The sequence below is a fragment of the Pseudarthrobacter niigatensis genome (assembly GCF_030812615.1).
Lineage (GTDB): Bacteria > Actinomycetota > Actinomycetes > Actinomycetales > Micrococcaceae > Arthrobacter > Arthrobacter niigatensis.
Genome location: NZ_JAUSTB010000002.1, coordinates 21,370 through 43,308, shown reverse-complemented (window position 1 = coordinate 43,308; position 21,939 = coordinate 21,370). Strand labels below are relative to the sequence as shown.

The following is a 21,939-nucleotide window of genomic DNA, read 5'->3' as shown; positions in this document are numbered from 1 at the left end:
CGCTACCGGGAAAGGCCGGCGGTGAAGCCCGGCAGCCATTCCCGCAGGCCCGGGCCCAGGTCCTCGCTGTCGATGGCCAGCTGGACGCAGGCCTTGAGGTAGCTCAGCTTGTCGCCGGTGTCGTAGCGGCGTCCACGGAACACCACGCCGTACACTCCGTGCCCCTCGCCGTCACCGGTGGCCAGTTCCTGGAGGGCATCGGTCAACTGGATTTCGCCGCCACGGCCGGGCTTTGTGTGCTCAAGGACTTCGAACACGGCGGGGTGCAGGACATAGCGTCCGATTAGCGCAAGGTTGGACGGCGCTTCCTCGGGCGAGGGCTTCTCCACCAACCGGTTGACCCGGACGTAGTCTCCGCCGTCGATCTCCTGGACGTCGGCGCAACCGTAGGCGCTGATCTGGGACGGTTCCACTTCGATGAGGGCGACGACGGACCCTCCGGTTTGGGCCTGCACGTCGATCATGGTGCTGAGGAGTTCGTCGCGGGCGTCGATGAGGTCATCGCCCAGCAGGACAGCGAAGGCTTCATTGCCCACATGCTGCTTTGCCCGGAGCACTGCGTGCCCCAGCCCGTGCGGATCGCCCTGCCGCACGTAGTGGATATCGCCCAGCTGGCTCGCTGCCTGAACGGACGCGAGCTTTTCGGTGTCGCCCTTTTCCCGGAGGGTCGATTCGAGGGATGGCACCCTGTCGAAGTGGTCCTCAAGGGCCCGCTTGTTGCGGCCGGTAATCATCAGAACGTCGCTGAGGCCCACGTGGACGGCTTCCTCCACGACGTACTGGATGGCAGGCTTGTCCACGACGGGAAGCATTTCCTTGGGCATAGCCTTGGTGGCAGGGAGGAACCTGGTGCCCAGGCCCGCTGCGGGAATGACGGCTTTGCGGACTCTGGGATTACTGGTGTTCACCGGACTAATCTAACGTCAGCGTCAAGTATTTCAGTAACTACCGGTGCGACGGGCCGGCACCCGGGCTGCAGGCTGCGGACTACGGGGCGACGCAGGGAGGACAACATGCTGCAGGAGTCGAACGCCATCAAGGACGGGATCCGGGCCAGTCATCGCCGCAGGCGGGCAGGCCTCGCGCCGGCGCAGCTAGAAGCAGCGGGCCTGGCTCTGGCCACCCACGGGGACGCGTGGGCGGGATCGGTAACGGAGGGCCGCCCAGGCATTGCGTGCGTCTACCTTGGCGTGGGCCAGGAGCCACCGACCCTGCCGCTGATCAACGCCCTGTACCGCAGCGGGCACAAGGTCCTGCTGCCGGTGTGCGAACCCGCACGGGAGCTGAGCTGGGTTTTCTGGACGCCGGACACCGGCTACGAACGCAGCAGGTATGCCCCCATTTTGGAGCCTGCGGGGCACCGCCATGGCCCCGAAACCGCGGGCGATGCGTCGGTGCTATTTATTCCGGCCACAGCGGTGGACCTTGCCGGCAACAGGATTGGCCAAGGCGGCGGTTACTACGACAAATTCCTGGGGCACCTGGCCACGGCCGGGAAGGAAATCCCTTTGTCCGCTGTTATCTACGACGATGAATTACTGCCCGCCGGCAGCATCCCGGCAGAGGAGTTCGACCGGCCCGTTCCGGCCGTTCTTTCGCCCGCCGGGCACCGGCCCCTGTTTGGGGCAGCCTGAGCACACGGCCGGTGGCGCAGTGATAGAATTAGCACTCAGGCCCTGCGACTGCTAATGGTTAACCATGTGGCAGCACGGGACCTCTCGTTTGCCCAAGAGGAGGAGCACCAGTGCCAACATATGCTTACGCCTGCAAGGACTGCGGCCACGCCTTCGACATCGTGCAGTCGTTTTCGGACAGCAGCCTGACATCCTGCCCTGAATGCCAGGGCACGTTGCGCAAGAAGTTCAATAGCGTTGGCGTGGTCTTCAAGGGCTCCGGCTTCTACCGCACGGACTCCCGCGATTCCAAGGGCAGCTCCGTCTCCCCCGCTTCGGCTCCGTCCGCACCCGCTGCCGCCCCCGCCGCGGCGGCACAGGCAGCTGCCGCGAGCTAACGGGCACATTCTTTCGACGGCGGCCGGCGCGTTCCAGCGCCGGCCGCTTTTGTCCACATAGCCGCAGTCCCGGCCCCCGGGCGGTTGCGGCTACAGCTAGCGTGGGCGCATGCCTATATTCCCCCGCCGTGGCCTCGCCGGCCTCAGGTATCCAACGAACACTGGCGGCGTCGGCCGCAGCGCCAGGAAGCGTCCGCCTGCGGCCCGGCTCGCCGCCTGGCTGAACCGCAACCGCAGGCTTGCCGCTGCCCTGCTGCTGTCAGCAGCCGCCGCTGTCGCCGTCCAGCAGGTCACCCCCGCCCCGCTCTCCACAGCTACTGCGCTGGCCGCTGCCCGCGACCTGGCCGCGGGGACAGCGGTGACCGAAGCGGACGTGGCGCGGGTCCAGGTGCCGCCCGGCATGGTCGCCGATGGATTCCTCCAGGATGAGGCCGCCGCCAAGGGCAAGCAGCTGGCCGCGCCGATGCGGAAGGGCCAACTTTTGTCCGATGCCCAGCTGGTGGGCCCTGGGCTCCTAGCAGGGACGCCGCCTGGGTCTGCCGCGGTGCCACTGCGAATGGCTGACCCTTCGTCCATCCAACTGGTCTCCCCCGGCCAGCTGGTCAATGTGGTGCTCACATCAGCCAACGGGTTCGACCAGCAGGGTCCCTCCGAAGTACTGGCGTCCGCGGTCCCGGTACTGTGGACCTCCAACAAGGGCGGCCAGAGCGGACAATGGCTGGGTACCTCGGAGACGGATGGCCTCATCGTGGTGGCAGCCACGGCCGAACAATCATCCCGTCTGGCCGGAGCCTCCACCCAAGGCAGGCTGTTCTTTGTTTTGGTCGGCCCGCAGTGACCTGGTGGCGGTCAGCCCCAGTGCGGCGGCTTCTGTTCCTTCAGCCACGCGTCGTGGTCCTCCTCGCGGTCACCCCAGCTGCGGGCATCGTCCTCCGCGGCCTTGGTGGGGAGGTCCGCCCCGGTACCACCCGGAGCCGTCCGGGACGTGGGGGTGGCTGCGGCCGGCCCCGCAGGGACTCCGCCATCAGCTGCTGTTTCCGGCTGCTTGTTCACGTTCTCGTCCTGGCGCATCTCTTCCTCGCGGCCGTTTTCCTCAGGCCTGCCGTCTGCAGGCTTCTTTTCCTCAGTCATGGGGTCCGCCTCCTGGCGTCCACCGCCGCCGTCCCGTGCTGCGCCGGAATCCCGGGACAGGTAGGAAGCTCCCGCGGCCGGCGCAGAATCAATTCCATTGAGCGCCTGGTCAACGTCGTCGTCAAGGAACCCCACGGACTGGCTGGCGCGGCCCGGAAGCACCATCTTTTCCAGGCCCAGGTAGCCGGCAATACGGTCCGCGCAGGACGAGGGGTCCGTGAAGACCTCGATGGTCCACAGCGGCATGTACCGCCAGCCGAGGCGTTCCAGCAGTTGCGGGCGCAGCCTGCTGCGCTCACGCACGCTCATGGTGCGGTACTGCGCAGTTCCGTCGGACTCGATCGCTACGGGTCGCGGAATGTCGGAATCATCCTGACCCATCGTGTTCAGGGGGTCCGCGGCCGCAACCACGTCAATGGCACCGTCGTATTGGTGCCAGACCCTGGCGCCACGGGCACGCAAACGGTCGCCCAGGTCCGCCACCAACGGGTCCGCGCCAAGTGCCTGTTCACTGGCGGCAGCACGGGACGCGGGGGTACCGAGGTCCGTGTTGCCGGAGATTTCCCGGTCCAAAAGCGCGTACAGGTCCACCGCGCCGTGGGTAAGCCGGGTGTGATCCAGGTCTTCGGGCCGGAAGCAGGTGAGCACGTGCAGGGAACGGCGGGCCCGGGTCATGGCCAGGGCGAACTTCTCCCGGCCGCCTTCAGCGGACAGCGGCCCAAAGTTGTGGAGCGCACGGCCGTGCGGGGTCCGCCCGAATCCGGGCGAGAAGATGACGTGGTCGCGGACCAGGCCCTGGGCTCGTTCCAGGTCCACCACGCGGAAGGACTCCGGGCCGGCGCCGAAGAACCCGGCCAGGCCCGGCTGGTTGGACAGCTGCAGCCTGATGGACTCGCCGATCCGGGCGGCGTGCCGCAGGCTGGCGGTGACGACCGCCAGGGAGGTCCGCGGACGCAGGCGGGCGTGTTCGAACACCAGCTCCACTACCCTGTTGACCTCCGCCACCACGGACTCCACGCCCTCGTGGTCAGCGCTGGGAAGGCCGGTGCCGTCCGGCAGGTATTCCACCAGCAGGGACCGGTCCAAGCCCGTGGCTGACTGGCCTTCGGGCAGACGGCGCAGGCCGCCGTCGTAAAAATTCTTGCTGAGCTGCAGGACCAGGTCCTCGTCCACTGCCCGGTACACCACGTTGAGCCGCCACACCGGCAGCACTGCAGAGAGGGCGGTGAATGCGCTCTCGACGCGGTGATGGGCGGGCTCTCCGGCGGCCAGCCGCTCCACCCCTACCGTGAACGTCCGCGGCGTGGCAATGCGGGGATCGCCGAACGCAATCACCTGCCGTGACCGGGCAATGGAGGGCAGGACAGCCTGCAGCGAAGTGGCCTCGGCGTCAAGGATGACGACGGCGTCAAAGTGCTGTTCGGCCGGTAGCAGTCCGGTCATCAGGTAGGGGCTGACCGACCACACCGGAACCAGGGTGCCGATCAGCTCCGGTGCCTGGGCAGTCAGGGACGCCAGGGAAACCCTGCCGTCCTTGAGCAGGCTGCGCAGGAGGTCTGCCTGGCGCGGCTGGGCAGAGATGGCTGTGCGCCACCGTTCCGCGAGGTCCCACCGCAACCGGGCGGCGCCGCTGGCAATGTGCGCGTTGTCAGCCAGCCGGTACTCTGCCTCGAGCTGGCGGAGGGCATCGCCGTCGGACATTGCCAGGTAGTCGTCGCCGCTGATCATCGCCTCCAGGGCGGACTGCCACCAGGCCAGCTCCAGCTCCGCGGCGACGGATCGTTCCGGAACTTCCCGTTCGGCGAGGTCGGCGAGAAGTTCACCCAGCCCGTGTTCGCGCATGTTCTCGATGAGGAGCGTGCGTTCGGGCAGCGTCTTGAGCGTGTCGGTGTCCGCTACCAGGCGTTCCAGGCGCTCCATCAGCTGCGCGTAGGGAACGGTGGAAAGTGCCCCGCCGTCCTCCGTGTGCCGCAGTGCCTCGCCCAGCTGTGCCAGCTCCTGGTCAAGGGACCGGTACATGGCAATCATCTCGGCCAGGCCTGAGGGAACAGCGGGATGGCGCTGCGTGGTGGCGTAGGCCGCCCAGAGGGCACGCTGTTCCTGGACCAGCACCAGGGACGAGTGCAGGTCGGCGATGTGGACACCCGGACGGACGTACTCCTTGGCCACCCGGCGCAGCCTGGAACGCTGCATGGCGGTCAGTTCAATGCCGCGCTCACGCCGCCAGGCGGACGGCGCCGTGGCGGAGATGAGGTCGGTCACCGGCCGGTCGAAGATGTCAGGGGTGAACTTGTCCAGGCTGCCGCGGACGGCCACCAGCAGTTCAAGCTGTTCGCCCCACTCGGCGAAGGATTCGCCCAGGCGGATTTCGGCGTGCTCCGCTACGGCGTCCATGCGGTCGCGCAGGGCGGGAAGGCTCTTGGCCACGGAGCGGACCAGGTCCTGGGCTTCCTCGGTTTCCTTGCGGGTCAGCAGCCTGGCGCCGTGCCACGGGCTGGTGGTGGCGGCCTTGCTGAAGCTGCCCAGTTCGGCCGCGCGGCGGAGGCGGCCGGCCAGTTCTTCACGGTCCCGGATGCTGTCCAGGACGCTTCGCTTGAGCCGGACGGTGGTGGCCGGCGCAGGGTGGATGGAGGTGAGTTCGGCAAGCGACTGCATTGCCTGGTAGGGCGAGCAGCCCCACCGCTCGCGGACGTTGTGGAGCGATGCCACGTGGTCCATGAGGGCATGCCGGTGTTCGGTCAGGGTGGTATGGAGGTTTCCAAGTTGCGGTTCCAACGACTTTTCGTTGCGGACGATTGCCCGGACCAGTTGGCCCTTCAGCTGTTGGGCCGTGACGTTTCCGGTCAGCTGGAACAGGATGGATTCCAGTCCCAGCGACTCCAGGTGTCCGGAGACCTCATTGAGGCTGGCGCGGCGGTCGCCCACCACCAGCACCGTCTTGCCGGCATCCACCAGCGCGCCGATGGTGTTAATGGCGGTCTGGGTCTGGCCGGTTCCCGGCGGGGCGCTGACCACCAGGGAGTCGCCCGCCCGGGCGGCGTCGACCACGTACTGCTGGTCCGTATCGGCGTCCAGCAGCAGCAGTTCGTCTTTGGGGTGCCGGTTGTCCAGGTGCGGGAAGCGGGACGGGTCCGGATCCTCAACATCTATCACTTCACCGCCGGCAGCGGTGGCCAGGGCGGAGACGATGGGGTTGGAATCGTTGATCCAGGGGTCGTCCAGGTTGCCGGACAGGTCGGCAAAGGTGGACACCAGCAGGTTGTGCTGGGTTTCGGCGCCGTGGATGGGCCGGATAAGGGTGGCCAGCCGGTCCAGGACGGGCTGGGGGTCGAACCGGGCGGTGCTGTAGGCCAGGCGGGTCACGGCATTGACGTCGAAAACGATCCCGTGGATGTTTTTCAGGTGCCGGACCAGGGCGGGATTGATCTGGGCCTGTTCGGTGAGCTGCAGTTCGAAGTCATCCTCTCCCGGCCGGACCGTGAGGGAGATGGCGGTCAGCATGACCGGAGCGGAGACGCGCTGGGGTTTGCCTCCGACGGCGGACGTCCACACTACGGTGCCTGCGGACAGGTACCCGGCGTCGATGCCGCGGTCGTTGGCGAGTTCGAAGATCTTGGACCGGATGTTGCGCGACGCCCTGGCGGCCACGACATACTGCTGCCGGTCACGGATCAGGGTGGACAGGCGTGTGCGGCGCCCGGCCATGAGCTGGGCGAGGCCTGAGGGGTGCGCCGAAGTGAGGTCGATGGAACCTTCCGGCGTCTTGGTGAAGCGCAGCATCGTGTCCGCGCCGGTGACGGGTTTGAGCCCGGAGAGCCATTTACGAAGCTCTTCGGAGCCTTCCGGGTGGCCTTGACCAACTGACACTTCTGCCTTCTTTTCTGCGTTTGCACGTGACGCCCTGGACCATACCGGCATAGATTCGAGAGTAGCCGCTCCGGCGCCGGACTTGAGAGACCGCAACACTGGGGCACGGGAAATTGCCGGGGAATTCGCTGGGAAAAGGCAGTGGCCGGCCTCCGCTGACGGAGGCCGGCCACTAGGACGCTATTCCCACTCGATGGTTCCCGGCGGCTTGCTGGTAACGTCCAGCACCACCCGGTTGACGCCGTCAACCTCGTTGGTGATCCGGTTGGAGATGCGGGCCAGCAGGTCGTACGGCAGGCGTGACCAGTCGGCGGTCATCGCGTCTTCGGAGGACACCGGACGGAGCACGATGGGGTGGCCGTAGGTGCGGCCGTCGCCCATGACGCCCACGCTGCGGACCTCCGCGAGCAGGACCACGGGCATCTGCCATACTTCGTTGTCCAGCCCGGCTGCGGTCAGTTCGGCGCGGGCGATGGCGTCGGCCTTGCGGAGCAGTTCCAGCCGCTCCTTGGTGATGTCGCCGACGATCCGGATGCCGAGGCCTGGGCCGGGGAACGGCTGGCGGCCGACGATTTCCTGCGGCAGGCCGAGCTGGGCGCCCACGGCACGGACCTCATCTTTGAACAGTGCGCGCAGCGGCTCAACGAGCTCGAACTGCAGGTCCTCGGGGAGGCCGCCCACATTGTGGTGGCTCTTGATGTTGGCTGCACCTTCGCCGCCGCCGGATTCGACGACGTCCGGGTAAAGCGTGCCCTGGACCAAGAACTTGATCTTCTCGCCGTGGGCTGCGGCCTCGGCGATGATGGCCAGTTCTGCTTCTTCGAAGGCGCGGATGAACTCCCGGCCAATGATCTTGCGCTTGGTCTCGGGATCGCTGACGCCGGCCAGCGCGGACAGGAAGCGTTCCTGTTCGTTGGCCACGTACAGCTTCACGCCGGTGGCGGCCACGAAGTCGCGCTCCACCTGTTCGGCTTCGCCTTCGCGCAGGAGGCCGTGGTCCACGAACACGCAAGTGAGCTGGTCGCCCACAGCGCGCTGGACCAGGGCTGCCGCCACGGCGGAATCGACGCCGCCGGAGAGGCCGCAAATGACACGGGCATCCCCGATCTGCCGGCGGATGCGCTCCACCTGTTCTTCAAGGATGTTGCCGGTGGTCCAGTTGGGTTCGATCTTGGCGCAGTTGAACAGGAAGTTCTCGAGCACCTGCTGGCCGTAGGCGGAGTGCTTGACCTCAGGGTGCCACTGCACACCGAAGAGGCCCTTTTCCTCGTTGGCGAAAGCGGCCACTTCCGCGCCCGCCGTCGTGGCCAGGACTTCGAAGCCTTCCGGCGCCCGGTGGACGGAGTCGCCGTGGCTCATCCAGGTCTTCTGGTGCTGGGGCATGCCCTCCAGCACGGAGCGCCCCTCGCCCAGGATGGTGGTTTCCGTGGATCCGTACTCCCGCAGCCCGGTCTTGTCCACCTTGCCGCCCAGGGCGTTGGCCATGGCCTGGAAGCCGTAGCAGATGCCAAAGACGGGAACACCCGCTTCGAAGAGGTCGGCACCCACGCTGGGGGCGCCGTCGGCATAGACGCTGGAAGGTCCGCCGGAAAGGATGATGGCGGCGGGATTCTTGGCCAGGAGCTGCTCGGTGGACCAGGTATGCGGAACCACTTCCGAATACACGTTCGCTTCCCTGACGCGGCGGGCAATCAGCTGCGCGTACTGGGCACCGTAATCAACAACCAGCACCGGCTTCTGGGAAGTCTGGGATGCAGTGGGAGTAGTCACCGTAATAGCCTACTTTGCGCCCTTGCACCGGCGCACCTTGAGAGGCCCGGCTGTGACGGAGCAGACGTCCGACGGCGGGTGGCCGGCGGGCGCGAGGCACGTTTCAGTAGCGCTGAGGTGCCTGCGGGTTGGCGGCCAGCTCGGCCTCCACCTCGGCGTGGAACTTCTTTTCGACGATGAAGGACAGGAACGGCACCACGCCGCCCAGTGCCAGCAGGACAAGTTTCAGGAACGGCCAGCGCATCAGGGACCAGAGCCGGAAGTTCGAGATCAGGTACACAACGTACATCCAGCCGTGGACGATCAGCACGGTGACGGAGACGTTCATGCCGTTGAGCACCCCCGCCGGTTCGGCGTCGGCAAACCCGAAGCCGAACGGGTGCCCGGTCACCGCGTTGGTCCCCCCGGCGAACAGGTACTGCCCGAAGCCGTAGCGTGCCACCAGTTCCGCACACAGCAGCAGGAGCATGGTGCCGGTGAGGTAGGCCATGACCTTGTAGAACTTCAGGGCCGACCGGATCTGGGCCTCGGTACCGCCGAAACGGCGTTTCTTCCCGGAGCTCTTGCCGGAGGCCTGCGATGAGGGGGTGGCCGGTTTCGGATCAATCATGGCTGTACCTTCTGCTGGTGCTGGTCAGGCTGCTGGTGCTGTTTGGCCTGCTGTGGAAGCTGGTGCTGTTCGTCGTGCCCGTCATCGTCGGCGTCGTCAAGGGCCTCCTCGAGGTCCCGGTGGTAGTCATCCTTGACCAGGCGCCACCAGATGAAAAGCGCGAAGCCGGCGAAGACAACCCACTCGATGGAGTAGAAGAGGTTGAGCCAGTTGATGTGCTGGGCGGGCGGCTGGGGTCCGATGTCCAATGGAAGGAGGTTCCCTGGCACCGCGGAGGCACTCACGTCCTGGCCGCCCACCACCTCTGCGGTGGCGGAGACGAAGCCGGGATAGCTGCTCACCTCCCAGTAGTTGATGAGTTCCGCCACGGAGACGGCGGAGGCCTCCCCCGCTTTGGGTGCTTTCCCGGCCACCGGCGCTTCGGACGGCAGCAGCCGCCCGGTCAGTTCAACAAGGCCCGACGGCGGTGCTGCCGCGTCCCCGGGTTCCGCGACCCACCCGCGTGCCACCGGGATCCAGGTCTGCGGTGAGGCGCCTGCACCGGCCAGGGCCGGGGCATCTTTGACGGCGAAGGCTGAAACGACCCAGTAGCCGGTCTTGCCGTCGTGGAGCCTGCCGGGAACCAGGACCTGCTTGTCCGGGCTGTACGTCCCCTGCGCGGTGACCATTTGGTCGGCTACGCTGCCGTGGAAGAATTCACCCGGCTGCAGGGTGGTGGTGAGTGGCTGTACCTGTTCAGTGGCGGGGTTGACCGGAACCTCGGGCTGGGTGGAGCGGCCGAACTGCCACTGGCTCAGCAGCACGAAGACCCCGGAGAGAGCGATCGCGAAGATAAAGCCTGCGATCCATCGGGGCTTAAGGGCTGTTTTCCACACGTCTTAACCGTACTTCGTACTTCTGTAGAACAACTAAACGCCAAGGGCGTCCGGGCTCGGAGGCGGGACCCGGGATGCGCCTAGTGATCGAAGAACACCAGGCTGGAGTTGATGAGCTCGGCGATTACTTCTGCGTCATAGGCACGCCGCAGCGACTCGCGGAATGATTCCTTGGAGAGTGACCGGGCCAGTGTGGCCAGGACTTCCAGATGGTCGGAGAACGAGCTGGCCGGGGTGGCGATCAGCAGGATGACCGTGGCGGGGCCGTCGGCGGCTCCGAAATCCAGCGCGTGGCCGTACTTGGCAATGCCGACGGCGATGGAGGTTTGCGATACGAACTCGCTGCGGGCATGCGGCAGCCCGATGCCGCCCGGGAGCCCCGTGGCCAGCTGATGCTCCCGGGCGTTGACGTTCTTCAGGAACCCGTCAAGATCCGAGATCCGCCCGGCGGCGTAGAGCCGCTCTGCCAGTTGGTTAGTGGCGTCGGTCTTGTCCTTCGCCTCCATTTCCAGGATCACCATGTCGGCGGTGGTCAGGTGGGCGTCATACGGGTCCAGTGGTTCCGCCAAGGCGTATCCCTTCGGTCAGCAGTGGGGCGAACGGCCCCTCAACGCAAGGGCACGATGTCTTCCGCGCCCAGGCGGGCGGCGTCTGCGGATTCGTCGTCCGGCTGTTGCTGGCTAAGGCGTTCGGCCTCCACGCGGGCAAGGTAGTGGCGGACTTCGTTTTCACGCTGCGTGTCACTCCAGCCGAGGACGTCACCCATCAGTTTAGCGACAACGGGAGCGGCCGACACTCCGCGGTCCCAGGATTCGATGGAGATCCTGGTGCGGCGGGTGAGGACGTCCTGGACATGGCGGGCACCTTCATGGCTTGCGGCGTAGACCGCCTCTGCCTGCAAGTAATCGTCGGCGCCGGGGAGTGGCTCCGCCAGCTCCGGGTTCTGCTCAATAATGGCCAGGACCTCAGGCGTCATGGAGCCGTACCGGTTGAGCAGGTGCTCGATCCGCGCCACGTGGACACCGGATTCCTCTGCGGTGCGGTTCCGGCGGTTCCAGGCCGCCCGGAAACCGCTGGCACCCAGCAACGGGATGGTCTCGGTGCAGCTCGGCGGGACCCGCTCATCCATGGTGCGGGTGGCCTCGTCGACGGCATCCTTGGCCATGACCCGGTAAGTGGTCCATTTTCCACCGGCAACCACCACCAGCCCGGGGACGGGGTGCGCCACGACGTGTTCGCGGGAGAGCTTGGCGGTGGAGTCGTTTTCGCCGGCCAGCAGTGGCCGCAGCCCCGCGTAGACTCCTTCGACGTCTTCCCTGGTCAGGGGCCGTTTCAGCACCTGGTTGACGTGTTCCAGGACGTAGTCGATGTCCTTGCTGGAAGCGGCAGGGTGGGCCTTGTCCAGGTGCCAGTCCGTATCGGTGGTGCCGATGATCCAGTGCCGTCCCCACGGGATGACGAACAGGACCGATTTCTCGGTGCGCAGGATCAGGCCAACCGTGGACTGGAAGCGGTCGCGGGGCACCACAAGGTGGATGCCCTTGGAGGCGCGGACCTTCAGCTGGCCGCGGTCGGTGACCATGGCCTGGGTTTCGTCGGTCCATACGCCGGTGGCATTGATGACCTGTTTGGCGCGGATGCTGAACTGGCTCCCGTCTTCGCGGTTTTCCACTTTGGCACCGACCACCCGCTCGCCTTCGCGGAGGAAGTCCACCACTTTCATCTGGTTCACGGCATGGGCGCCGTAGTAGGCAGCAGTGCGGACCAGGTTGGCGCAGTATTTGGCGTCGTCCACCTGCCCGTCGTAGTACCGGATGGACCCCACGAAGGCGTCGTCCTTCAGGCTGGGCGCGGCGCGCAGGGTGCCCCGCCTGCTCAGGTGCTTGTGGAACGGGACGCCGCGGCTGTGCCCACTGGAGATGGACATGGCGTCATAGAGGGCGATGCCGGCACCAACATAGGGCCGCTCGATGAAGGGTTTGGTCAGCGGATACAGGAACGGCACCGGCCGGGCCAGGTGGGGGGCAATCTCGGAGAGGAGCAGCCCGCGTTCCTGCAGGGCCTCCTTGACCAGGGCAAAGTCCAGCATTTCCAGGTAGCGCAAGCCACCGTGGATAAGTTTTGAAGACCGGGATGACGTCCCCGCAGCCCAGTCGCTTGCCTCGACGATGCCGACGCTCAACCCCCGGGTCACGGCGTCAAGGGCGGCTCCCGTGCCGACGATGCCGCCGCCCACAATCAGGATGTCGAGTTCCTGGCCGGGTTCCGTGGTGGCGCGCAGCCGCTGGATGGATGCTTCCCTGGCTTCGGGGCCAAGGACCCCGCCGTTTGCAGGAACACTCTTCATTGAACGCCTCCAGTGCCTCTAGTGCCGGTAGTAAACCCACACTACTTGCTCGTGGCGTGCTTGGGCAGGGCGGGCCAGCGCCCGCCCTGCCGCGGAGCCTTAGTTGCCGGCGTAAGGCGACACCACGACGTCGACCCGCTGGAATTCCTTCAGGTCGGAATATCCGGTGGTGGCCATGGAGCGCCGCAGGGCGCCAATGAGGTTGGACGTGCCGTTGGTGTGGTGGCCGGGCCCAAAGAGGACCTCCTGCAGCGGGCCGACGGTGCCCACGTTGGCGCGGTCTCCGCGGGGCAGTTCGGTGTGGTGCGCTTCCTGGCCCCAGTGCCATCCCTTGCCCGGTGCTTCTTCTGCCCGGGCCAAGGCACTCCCCAGCATGACGGCGTCGGCGCCCATGGCGATTGCCTTGACGATGTCGCCCGAGGTGCCCATCCCGCCGTCGGCAATGACGTGGACGTAGCGGCCGCCGGACTCGTCCATGTAGTCGCGGCGGGCGGCTGCGACGTCGGAGATGGCGGAGGCCATGGGTGAGTGGATGCCCAGGGCGCGGCGGGTGGTGGTGGTGGCGCCGCCGCCGAAGCCGACCAGGACGCCTGCGGCGCCGGTGCGCATGAGGTGCAGCGCCGGGGTGTAACCTGCTGCGCCGCCCACGATCACCGGGACGTCGAGTTCGTAGATGAACTGCTTGAGGTTCAGCGGCTCGTGGTCCTTGGAGACGTGCTCGGCGGACACGGTGGTGCCGCGGATGACGAAGATATCGACGCCGGCCGCCAGGACGGTCTTGTAGTGTTCCTGGGTGCGCTGCGGGGTCAGGGACCCGGCAACGGTGACGCCGGCCTCGCGGATCTCAGCCAGGCGGGAGGTGATGAGCTCCGGCTGGATGGGGGCCTGGTAAAGCTCCTGCATGCGCCCGGTCACGGCGGGGCTGTTGGTTTCGTCCTCCAGCGCCGCAATTTCGTCCAGGACCGACTGCGGATCCTCGTACCGGGTCCAGAGGCCTTCCAGGTCCAGCACGCCAAGGCCGCCCAGCTTGCCGAGGGCGATTGCGGTGGCCGGGGACATGGCCGAGTCCATCGGCGCGGCGATCACCGGCATCTCGAACTGATAGGCGTCGATCTGCCAGGAGACGGAGACGTCCTTGGGGTCGCGGGTGCGACGGTTGGGGACGATTGCAATGTCATCCAGGGAGTAGGCACGACGCCCACGCTTGCCACGGCCGATCTCGATCTCATAAGTCACTGCTCTAGGTTATCCCAGCGGCTTCGGTGAACTGGCCCGGCTGTGTCCGTCCGGGTAGCGCTGCCGGTTGGAGCGTTGCCATCGAAGGCGGACCCGTCCTGGCCTCCCATTAGAGTGGCGTGATGGGCGCACGCTGGATTTTCGACGGGCACATCGCCGGGATTGGCACTGCCTCCGGGCTGCGCACCGTCGTGGGCATCTGGCAGGACTCCCCCTTTGGTTCATTTGCCGATGTCATGGTGCAGCAGCCTTCGGGGCACCGGATGCTGCTGGCTCCCTCACCCGAAGTGGCTGGCTTCATATCGGCCACATACAGCTTTGACGAGGTACAGGTCGGGGAGGTTCACGCCTCGCTCGCCGGACAGGTGTTGACGGTCGACGCCGGCCCGCTGGCCATCCGGGCTGCCACCGGACCGCGTACCCTTCTCGGAACAGCGCTGCGGGCAGTGCCCCGGCGCCTTGCGGTCCATCCCCGGTGGCTCGCCGCGGTCAATCCGCTCGCCGCCCTCGCGGCACCCGGCGCCCGCACGTACGGCACTGCCGGCAGCGGCAGGGCTGAGTTCTACGGGGTGACTGACCTGCACCACGTGACCTCCGCCGTCGTCAGCTGGGAAGGATCCGACGCCGGGGCGCTGGCTCCCATCCGGCCCGCCGTCACGTTCGGCTTCAGCAGCGTGCCGCCGCGGCCAAGCCTTGCCCGTGTCCGAACCACAGTTGTGGAGGCATGACGGGCAGCCGCGTCAGACTTCTTCAGGTTCATCGACCGTCAGCTGCGATTCGAACATCCTGAAGTAGCGGCCGCGCAGGGCAACCAACTCCTTGTGCGTGCCCTGCTCCACCACTTCCCCGTCCTCCAGCATGTACACGACGTCCGCCTTCTCGATGGTGGCGAGCCGGTGGCTGATAGCGATGATGGTGCTGCTGCGGTCCGCAAAGAGCCGGGTGAAGATGCGGTGCTCGGCGAGGGCGTCGATGGCGGAGGTGGGCTCGTCCATCACCATGAAGGACGCGTCCCGGTAGAAGTTCCTGGCCATGGCAAGGCGCTGCCACTGGCCTCCCGAAAGGCCGCTCCCCTTCCGCCCCCGTGGATCCTCCATCCAGTTGCTGACGTGGTTGTCCAGGCCGTTGGGCAACCTGTTGATGAATTCCAGGGCCTCCGCGTCCGAGGCCGCCCTGCGGATGCGTTCATCATCCCGGGCCGAGTCGACGTCCCCGAAGTAGATGTTCTCGGCCGCCGTGGCGAACTCATACTTGAGGAACTCCTGGCTGAGCACGGCCAAGTGCCGGTGCCAGGAGGTGACGTCGACGGCGGCGAGGTCCACGCCGCCGAGCAGGACCTGGCCGGAGTCAGGCCGGTAGAGCCCGGCGAGGATGCGGATCAGCGTCGACTTCCCGGCCCCGTTCTCACCCACGATGGCGATGTGCTGGCCCCGCCGGATAGTGAGGCTGATGCCCCGGATGACTTCGATGTCGCTTCCGGTGTAGGTGAAGCGGATGTCCTTCAGCTCAATTTCCCGCGGGGCTTCCAGCAGCGGCGGGGCATGCTCAAAGTGCACGGGCATCGCCATGAACAGCTCGTAGTCCTTCAGGTTCGCGAGGTCTTCGTCAATGGAGCTGAGCGAGGACACCAGGTTATTGGCCGTGGACAATGCACGGCTGACGATCTGCTGTACGTAGAGGAACTGGCCCACCGGGGCTGCGCGGGCAATGATCTGCCCCACCACCCAAATCAAGGACACCACCTCGGCACCGTACTGCAGGGCGTCCGCAGCCAACTGCCTGGGAATGTACCGGCGCTGGTAGTCCAGCCGGCGACGCTCGTCCGCATCACGAAGGCGCGAGCGAAGGTCCATGAGGAAACTGACGATGCCGTAAAGCCGCATTTCGGCAATGTGCTGCGGCCGGAGGAGGTTGGTCTCGATCATGCGGCGCTGGCGGCGTGAATCAACCTGCGTGTTCCAGTGCGCGATCTGCTCCCTGGACAGCTTGAACTGCAGGTACACGCTGGGGACGATGGCCACCAGGACGATGACGGCGATCCACCAGCTGACCAGCAGCAGGGCGCCGATGGCCAGGATGACTGAGATCAACTGGGTGAAGATTGCTGCGATGCGGTCCAGGACGCGCGCATACGAATCCGAAAACCGTTTGGCACGGTCGTAGAGGTCCACTGTCTCCTTGTCGTCGTACCGCCAGAACTCGAGGGCAAGGAAGCGTTCGTACATCTGGTCACCGACGATGGCCCCCACCTTGAAGCTCATCAACTGCTGGATATACCGGTCGATGCTGTTGAAGGCGCCCCAGAAGAGACCCAGCGCGGCAGTGACGACGACGTAGACGATCGCAAGGCGCCCCGCCGCGGCGTCGCCCGCGTAGGCTGCCGCCAAAGCCGTGGTGGTGAGGGACGCGAAGTAGGTGGTGACCAGCGGCAGCACGGCCGAAATCAGCGAGCCAAGCACTTTCATGACCACCGCGCCCGGGGAGGCGCGGAAACTCACCCGGAGAACCTGGGCCACGGCCTTGGCATAGGGACGCAGCGCCAGCCGCTTTTGCGGGTCGCGTTTAGGGGCCAGTTCCGCCGGATGGCGCGGTTGGGACATGGAATCAGCCTAGCGCCGGACTGGACATGAAAGACGGCCGCTAGCCAGCGAGACGCAGCACGAGTGCTTCCTCCAGAATGCTTCTTTGCCCTGGCAGGCTTCCTGGTGGCCAGTGGGTTGGTTCTGAATCCTGGTGTTCCGGGTTGTAGAAGCGCCCGGTGGGTGAGGTCCAGCCCGGTGGGTCCTTGCTCGTGGCCGGGCCCGGGGTCCATTGGCTGTGATGTTTGAGCCGATGATGCTTGCGGCAGAGCTGGGCCAGGTTGCTGACGTTGGTGGTGCCACCGTCTTGCCACGCGGTGAGGTGGTCGGTTTCGTTGTCGGGGGTGCGGTTGGTGCAGCCGGGGAACGTGCATTGGGCATCGCGCAGCCTGATCCAGCGTTTGATGGCCCCCGTGAGCCGGTAGTTCTTCCTGCCGATCTCCAGGGGCGCCCCGTCCCGCGGGTCGACGAGGACCCGGTAGAACGACTCCGCCCCACCGGCGACGAGTTTCCGTGCCATCGATGCCGGGATCGGCCCCAAACCATCCAGCACTGCGGGTTCGTCAGTGAGGCCGAGGAGCGAGAACACGGGCACGGTGACCAGCACGTCGGCCCGTGGGGTGGGAATTTCAGCAAGGTCGGTGGCGGTTCCAGCCCCCAGCAACAGGGATGCGGCGATGTCGGGGCGGAGTTGCGTAAGCGTGCGGGGTTCGTTGGGGCCCTGGAGGCCGCGGGCGGTCGCGGTGGTCCGGTTCCAGATCGCGCACGCGGTATCGCCGGGAAGGTAGAGGGAGACCCAGGCCATGCCGTCCCGGTCCGGGGTGTATTCCATCCGCCGGTCAGCCACCCCTTTCGCATGGCGCTTTTGGATTGATTCGGGGTGGTGGCGTTCCCGCCAGCCCCGGATCTTGGCCCGGAACCGGGACGGGACCAGTTCACCGGGCGCGGCACCCCGGGCCGGATCGGGGGTGGCGGGGTCGAAGAAGTGCGCCACCAGCCCGGCAGCCCCGACAGCGTCAAGGCCCTCGGTTTCGTCCGCGACGACGCGGGCGTGCTGCCAGGACATGGTTCCGGTGGACAGGGCCTGGAACACCGGCGGTAGGGAACAGATCCGGCGGGACTGCTCCACCAGCGCCCCGGCTGCGGCGGAGCTGATGGTGAGGACCGCGGCGATCTCCTCCACCACCGACATCTGCGCGTACGTGCGGTCCTGGACCGAGGCGTCCGGCGGGGTCATCGCCTCCTGGAACCCGGCGGCGTCGGCGGCGTCCCGTGCCTTCATCCCTGCAAGCTGCGCCTCCAGCCGGGACGTAAGCTCCAGCCGCTCCAACCGGATCTCATACCGCCGCTGCAACACATCCACACCGGCACCAACACCGAAACCAACATCCAAACCGGCAGCCAGGGAGGCGTCCTCCCGCTCCAGCGCATCAAGGGCAGCAACAGAGGCACGAACACCCTCCAGCACCACCCCAACACCACCGCCGATTCCCATACCCACAGCATCCAACGAGGGTCCGACATTCAAGGACGAGAAGGGCTCCGCGGAGGAAAAGAAGAGGAGGCAAGGTCAAAACCTTGCCTCCTCTATTCAGTCCTGTGTCTAGCGCGAGCCGTAATTCGGCGCCTCGACGGTCATCTGGATATCGTGCGGGTGCGATTCCTTCAGCCCGGCGGAGGTGATCCGTACGAACTTGCCCCGGACCTTCAGCTCGGGGACGGTGGGTGCACCGGTGTAGAACATGGTCTGGCGCAGGCCGCCCACCAGCTGGTACGCCACGGAGGACAGCGGGCCACGGTACGCCACGCGGCCTTCGATGCCTTCAGGGATCAACTTGTCGTCACCGGAGACGTCAGCCTGGAAGTAGCGGTCCTTGGAGTAGGACGTGTTCTTGCCGCGCGACTGCATGGCGCCCAGGGAACCCATTCCACGGTAGGACTTGAACTGCTTGCCGTTGACGAAGATCAGGTCGCCAGGGGACTCGTCGCAGCCTGCCAGGAGCGAACCCAGCATCACGGTGTCGGCTCCGGCCACCAGGGCTTTGCCGATGTCGCCGGAGTATTGCAGGCCGCCGTCGGCGATCAGCGGAACTCCTGCCGGAATGGCAGCCTTGGCGGATTCGTAGATGGCCGTGATCTGGGGGACGCCGACACCGGCCACGACGCGGGTGGTGCAGATGGACCCGGGACCAACGCCCACCTTGATGCCGTCGGCACCGGCGTCGATCAGGGCCTGGGCGCCTTCGCGGGTGGCAGCCTGGCCGCCGATGATGTCCACGTGGGCGGCGACGGGGTCGGACTTCAGCCTGCGGATCATGTCCAGGACACCCTGGGAGTGGCCGTTGGCGGTATCCACGAACAGGGCGTCGACGCCGGCGTCCACCAGGGTCATGGCGCGCTCCCAGCCGTCGCCGAAGAAGCCGATCGCGGCACCCACGCGGAGGCGGCCCTCATCGTCCTTGGTGGCAAGGGGGTACTGCTCGGCCTTGGTGAAGTCCTTGGTGGTGATCAGGCCCTTGAGCCGGCCCTGCTCGTCCACGAGCGGGAGCTTCTCGATCTTGTTGGTAGCCAGCTTGTGCGAGGCTTCCTCGCGGCTGATGCCTACATGCCCGGTGACCAGGGGCATCTTGGTCATGACGTCGCTGACCAGCCGCAGCGGGAAATCGGACTCCGGCACAAAGCGGGTGTCGCGGTTGGTGACGATGCCAAGCAGCCGGTTGTCCTCATCCACCACGGGAAGGCCGGACACGCGGTAGTGGGCGCAGAGATCATCGAGCTCGCGCAACGTTGCCTCGGGCCGGATGGTCAGCGGGTTGGTGATCATCCCGGACTCGCTCCGCTTCACCCGGTCAACCTGGTCCGCCTGGTCGGCGATGGACAGGTTGCGGTGCACCACGCCCAGGCCGCCCTGGCGGGCCATGGCGATGGCCATCCGGGATTCCGTCACGGTGTCCATGGCGGCGGAGAGCAGCGGGGTCTGGACCGTGATCCGCTTGGAAATCCGCGAGGACGTGTCGGCCTCGGACGGGATGACGTCCGTGTGCCCCGGCAGGAGCAGGACGTCGTCGTAGGTCAGGCCGATAAAGCCAAAGGGATTGTGTTCGGGCTCGGTCATGAGTGCGCCTCTTACCTTGGTTGCTGGGTCACGGGTAGGGGTTGCAGCCGATGACCAGCCCGTGATTACGGAACTGGCCTGTGCAGACGATCCTGCGGGAGCACCGCGCAGGACGGCGTTCCGGGGGCAGAAAGTGTTGAGTAAATATTAGAACCTCGGCGCCGATCCCCCTATTCCACGCCGCCAATGTGAGCAACCCCACCCACGGTCCGGCAACCGTGACGGCTCAGCTCCAGCCGGTGGCAGCCAGCAGCCGCTGTTCGAACATGGGAATCATGGACTCGACATAAGTCCTGGTGAGGTGGTTGTCGTCCTTGTAGACGTACACATTCCCCACCACGGCCGGGCAGACGCCCCGTGCGCAGATGAAGTCGCTCATGTCCATCAGGTGAAGCCCCGGAAGCTTGCCGCGGTAGTTTTCCAGCGGCGACGGCTCCACCAGGGACTCGGCCAGAGGCGGGTTGCACGCGGGTGCGCCGGCACCGTTACGTTGGGCGCACTGCGGCATATTGAAGGTGAACCGGGGGTTGTCCCGGATGCCGACGATCTCGATTCCAGCATCCGCGAACGGCTTCACACCATCGAGGTATCCCGGAACCTCAGTTTCGAACGGGGCCTCCTCGTGGGTCAGCGACGCCACGGTGAACACGGCATCCGGCAGGTGCTCCAGGACGTAGGCGGAGCTGGCGCGGTTGTAGGCGTTGCATTCAGCGTTCCTGGCGTCCGATTCGGCTCCGAAGCGGCAGGCAGGCATCAGCAGGGTGACAATCTCCCAGCCACGGGCGGCCGCCACCGGCGCCAGGGCGGCAAGGTACTGCTGGGCGTGGGAGTCGCCCAGGACCACGATGCGCCGGGTGGCCGGTTCCTCGGGAAGCTCCTGCCGGCAGCCCTCCAGGATGGGGTCGGCCGTGGCGTTGGCACCGGTGCAGGGCGAGTCGATGCCGGCCCAATCGTTGTCCAGGGCCGTGGGCCCGGGGATGGTGCGGGCCCTCGGCGCGGGCGAGTCTTCGTTCTCCGGGGTGAGCGCCAGCGCCCCGGGCGTGAGCTCCCTCGGTTGTGCCGCCGTCGCACTTTCCTCAGCGGTGAGTGATGTCTGCCAGACCGCGACGGGCCCGGCCAGGACAGCGCCACAGGCAACAACGACGACGGCGGTCCGCCACGTTCGGAGCTTGGGCCAGTGCCAGTCCCGCAACGGCTTTTCCACGAAGCGCGTGGTCAGGACGGCGAGGACGATGGCGGCTCCAACGATGCCGAGGCCCTGCATGAGGTTCGGCGCTTCGACGCCGGTGGCCGCGAGCGCCAGCACCAGGACGGGCCAGTGCCACAGATAAAGGGCATAGGAGTTGTCGCCCAGGGCCACGGCGGCCCGGCTGCTGAGCAGGCGGTCAACGCCGAAACGGCTGCCGGTCTGCCCGGCAACGATGATCGCGGCGGCCGCAAGCGTAGGCCACAGTGCCACGTACCCCGGGAAGGACCGGTCAACGGTCAGCACCAGTCCGCAGGAAATCATCGCGGCCAGTCCGGCCCAGCCCAGGGCAATGCGCACCATGCGTCCGGGCCGCAGGTACGGCAGCGCCAGCGCCAGCAGGGAGCCCAGTGCAAACTCCCAGAGCCGGGCGCGGGTGTCGAAGTAGGCGTAGGCCTGGTTGGTGGCTGTCTGGTCAACGGAGTAGGCCAGTGACACCGCGAAGACTGCACCGAAAACCAGGGCCAGCAGGCCGCGGTACGTCAGCCCTTGCAGGCGGGATACCCTGCGCAGCCCGGCCAGAACGGCTGCCGTGGCGGCAAAGACCAGCGGCCACAGGATGAAGACCTGCCCTTGGATGGACAGGGACCAGAAGTGCTGCAGCGGGCTGGCACCGGCGTGGTCCTGCGCGTAATAGTCCACGGATAAGTCCGCCAGGAGCCAGTTCTGGCTGTACAGCAGGGACGCCCAGGCCTGGTCCAGTACCTGCGGCCAGCGGCCCTGCGGCAGGATCAGCCAGGTGCCGGCGAGCACGCCGAGGATCACCACGACGGCGGCCGGCAGCAGCCGCTTTAACAGGTGCAGCCAGTGCGCCGGCAGCTTGAAGGGTTTGCCTGACTCGGCTTTCCGGACGAACGACAACGTGAGCAGGAAGGCCGAGATGAGCAGGAAGATATCGACTCCGCCGGACACCCGGCCCAGCCACACGTGGTAGGCCACCACCATCAGGACAGCCAGCGCCCGGAGCCCTTGGACCTCCGGACGGAAAGTGGGCTTCCGCGGGCGTTCAGAGGGGCCGGATCCGGGTGCCTTCGGGGCTTCCGTTACGGACACTAGAACCCCTCACAACAGCCGCCAGCCAAAGCATCAAGCCTAGCCAACGCGCTGTCCAACAGCCAATCACGCCGCCGGTTCAGACTATGCTGGGCCCAG

Annotated in this window: 16 protein-coding genes; 4 read left to right on the top strand and 12 right to left on the bottom strand. The window is 66.6% G+C overall.

The genetic code is table 11. The features are described 5' to 3' along the window. Window positions 1-2: 2 nt before the first annotated feature. Window positions 3-908: a UTP--glucose-1-phosphate uridylyltransferase GalU gene (galU, locus tag J2T23_RS03315; RefSeq protein WP_141182071.1), complete on the bottom strand. Its 906-nt coding sequence runs from the start codon at window positions 906-908 to the stop codon at window positions 3-5. Window positions 909-1,013: 105 nt separating this feature from the next. Between galU and J2T23_RS03310 the strand changes: the two genes are divergently transcribed. The 3 genes from J2T23_RS03310 to J2T23_RS03300 all read left to right on the top strand — a co-directional run bounded on the left by J2T23_RS03310 (window position 1,014) and on the right by J2T23_RS03300 (window position 2,849). After that, complete coding sequence (locus J2T23_RS03310) at window positions 1,014-1,634, top strand: 5-formyltetrahydrofolate cyclo-ligase (protein ID WP_307357210.1); 621 nt, start codon at window positions 1,014-1,016, stop codon at window positions 1,632-1,634. 110 nt (window positions 1,635-1,744) lie between these two features. Beyond that, the gene (locus J2T23_RS03305; RefSeq protein WP_307357207.1) at window positions 1,745-2,011 is read left to right on the top strand and encodes an FmdB family zinc ribbon protein; all 267 of its coding nucleotides are present in this window, start codon (window positions 1,745-1,747) and stop codon (window positions 2,009-2,011) included. Window positions 2,012-2,120: 109 nt separating this feature from the next. Beyond that, complete coding sequence (locus J2T23_RS03300; protein ID WP_307357205.1) at window positions 2,121-2,849, top strand: RcpC/CpaB family pilus assembly protein; 729 nt, start codon at window positions 2,121-2,123, stop codon at window positions 2,847-2,849. 11 nt (window positions 2,850-2,860) lie between these two features. Here the strand turns inward: J2T23_RS03300 and J2T23_RS03295 are convergent, their stop codons facing one another. From J2T23_RS03295 to J2T23_RS03265, 7 genes are all read right to left on the bottom strand, one after another. Then, entirely contained in the window at window positions 2,861-7,060 is a 4,200-nt protein-coding gene (locus tag J2T23_RS03295; protein WP_307357202.1) for a DUF4011 domain-containing protein, read from the bottom strand. Window positions 7,061-7,189: 129 nt separating this feature from the next. After that, a complete protein-coding gene (gene guaA, locus J2T23_RS03290; RefSeq protein WP_141159843.1) occupies window positions 7,190-8,779 on the bottom strand; it encodes a glutamine-hydrolyzing GMP synthase in 1,590 nt (529 codons plus the stop codon). Window positions 8,780-8,882: 103 nt separating this feature from the next. Further along, on the bottom strand, window positions 8,883-9,389 hold the full coding sequence (locus tag J2T23_RS03285) for a DUF3817 domain-containing protein (protein WP_141182075.1): 507 nt from the start codon (window positions 9,387-9,389) through the stop codon (window positions 8,883-8,885). Beyond that, a complete protein-coding gene (locus tag J2T23_RS03280; protein ID WP_141159841.1) occupies window positions 9,386-10,264 on the bottom strand; it encodes an SURF1 family protein in 879 nt (292 codons plus the stop codon). Before J2T23_RS03280 ends, J2T23_RS03285 begins: the two co-directional genes overlap by 4 nt. 80 nt (window positions 10,265-10,344) lie before the next feature. Next, window positions 10,345-10,833 (bottom strand): PTS sugar transporter subunit IIA, encoded by a 489-nt coding sequence (locus J2T23_RS03275; protein ID WP_141159840.1) that lies wholly within the window; start codon window positions 10,831-10,833, stop codon window positions 10,345-10,347. A 38-nt stretch (window positions 10,834-10,871) separates the two neighbouring features. Next, window positions 10,872-12,611, bottom strand: a complete 1,740-nt coding sequence (locus J2T23_RS03270; RefSeq protein WP_141182076.1) for a glycerol-3-phosphate dehydrogenase/oxidase — start codon at window positions 12,609-12,611, stop codon at window positions 10,872-10,874. A 99-nt stretch (window positions 12,612-12,710) separates the two neighbouring features. Then, window positions 12,711-13,847 carry a GuaB3 family IMP dehydrogenase-related protein gene (locus J2T23_RS03265; protein WP_141159838.1) on the bottom strand — a complete coding sequence of 379 codons (1,137 nt, stop codon included), beginning with the start codon at window positions 13,845-13,847 and terminating at the stop codon, window positions 12,711-12,713. Between the two features lie 122 nt (window positions 13,848-13,969). Between J2T23_RS03265 and J2T23_RS03260 the strand changes: the two genes are divergently transcribed. After that, on the top strand, window positions 13,970-14,575 hold the full coding sequence (locus J2T23_RS03260; RefSeq protein ID WP_141159837.1) for a hypothetical protein: 606 nt from the start codon (window positions 13,970-13,972) through the stop codon (window positions 14,573-14,575). A 12-nt stretch (window positions 14,576-14,587) separates the two neighbouring features. On the opposite strand, the gene J2T23_RS03255 is transcribed toward J2T23_RS03260, so the two are convergent. From J2T23_RS03255 to J2T23_RS03240, 4 genes are all read right to left on the bottom strand, one after another. Beyond that, complete coding sequence (locus J2T23_RS03255) at window positions 14,588-16,447, bottom strand: ABC transporter ATP-binding protein (protein ID WP_307357190.1); 1,860 nt, start codon at window positions 16,445-16,447, stop codon at window positions 14,588-14,590. A 40-nt stretch (window positions 16,448-16,487) separates the two neighbouring features. Next, complete coding sequence (locus tag J2T23_RS03250) at window positions 16,488-17,921, bottom strand: HNH endonuclease signature motif containing protein (RefSeq protein ID WP_307357187.1); 1,434 nt, start codon at window positions 17,919-17,921, stop codon at window positions 16,488-16,490. Between the two features lie 108 nt (window positions 17,922-18,029). Beyond that, window positions 18,030-19,541, bottom strand: coding sequence for an IMP dehydrogenase (gene guaB / locus J2T23_RS03245; protein WP_141159834.1), 1,512 nt, complete (start codon window positions 19,539-19,541; stop codon window positions 18,030-18,032). Between the two features lie 226 nt (window positions 19,542-19,767). Next, a complete protein-coding gene (locus J2T23_RS03240) occupies window positions 19,768-21,840 on the bottom strand; it encodes an acyltransferase family protein (protein ID WP_307357182.1) in 2,073 nt (690 codons plus the stop codon). Between the last annotated feature and the right edge of the window lie 99 nt (window positions 21,841-21,939).

What these genes read in the sequence shown, in the direction of transcription:
- J2T23_RS03310 (WP_307357210.1), top strand. Translation starts at nt 1,014, where the DNA reads ATGCTGCAGGAGTCGAACGCCATCAAGGACGGGATCCGGGCCAGTCAT.
- J2T23_RS03300 (WP_307357205.1), top strand. Translation starts at nt 2,121, where the DNA reads ATGCCTATATTCCCCCGCCGTGGCCTCGCCGGCCTCAGGTATCCAACG.
- J2T23_RS03295 (WP_307357202.1), bottom strand. Translation starts at nt 7,060, where the DNA reads ATGCCGGTATGGTCCAGGGCGTCACGTGCAAACGCAGAAAAGAAGGCA.
- J2T23_RS03285 (WP_141182075.1), bottom strand. Translation starts at nt 9,389, where the DNA reads ATGATTGATCCGAAACCGGCCACCCCCTCATCGCAGGCCTCCGGCAAG.
- J2T23_RS03270 (WP_141182076.1), bottom strand. Translation starts at nt 12,611, where the DNA reads ATGAAGAGTGTTCCTGCAAACGGCGGGGTCCTTGGCCCCGAAGCCAGG.
- J2T23_RS03260 (WP_141159837.1), top strand. Translation starts at nt 13,970, where the DNA reads ATGGGCGCACGCTGGATTTTCGACGGGCACATCGCCGGGATTGGCACT.
- J2T23_RS03255 (WP_307357190.1), bottom strand. Translation starts at nt 16,447, where the DNA reads ATGTCCCAACCGCGCCATCCGGCGGAACTGGCCCCTAAACGCGACCCG.
- J2T23_RS03250 (WP_307357187.1), bottom strand. Translation starts at nt 17,921, where the DNA reads ATGGGAATCGGCGGTGGTGTTGGGGTGGTGCTGGAGGGTGTTCGTGCC.
- guaB (WP_141159834.1), bottom strand. Translation starts at nt 19,541, where the DNA reads ATGACCGAGCCCGAACACAATCCCTTTGGCTTTATCGGCCTGACCTAC.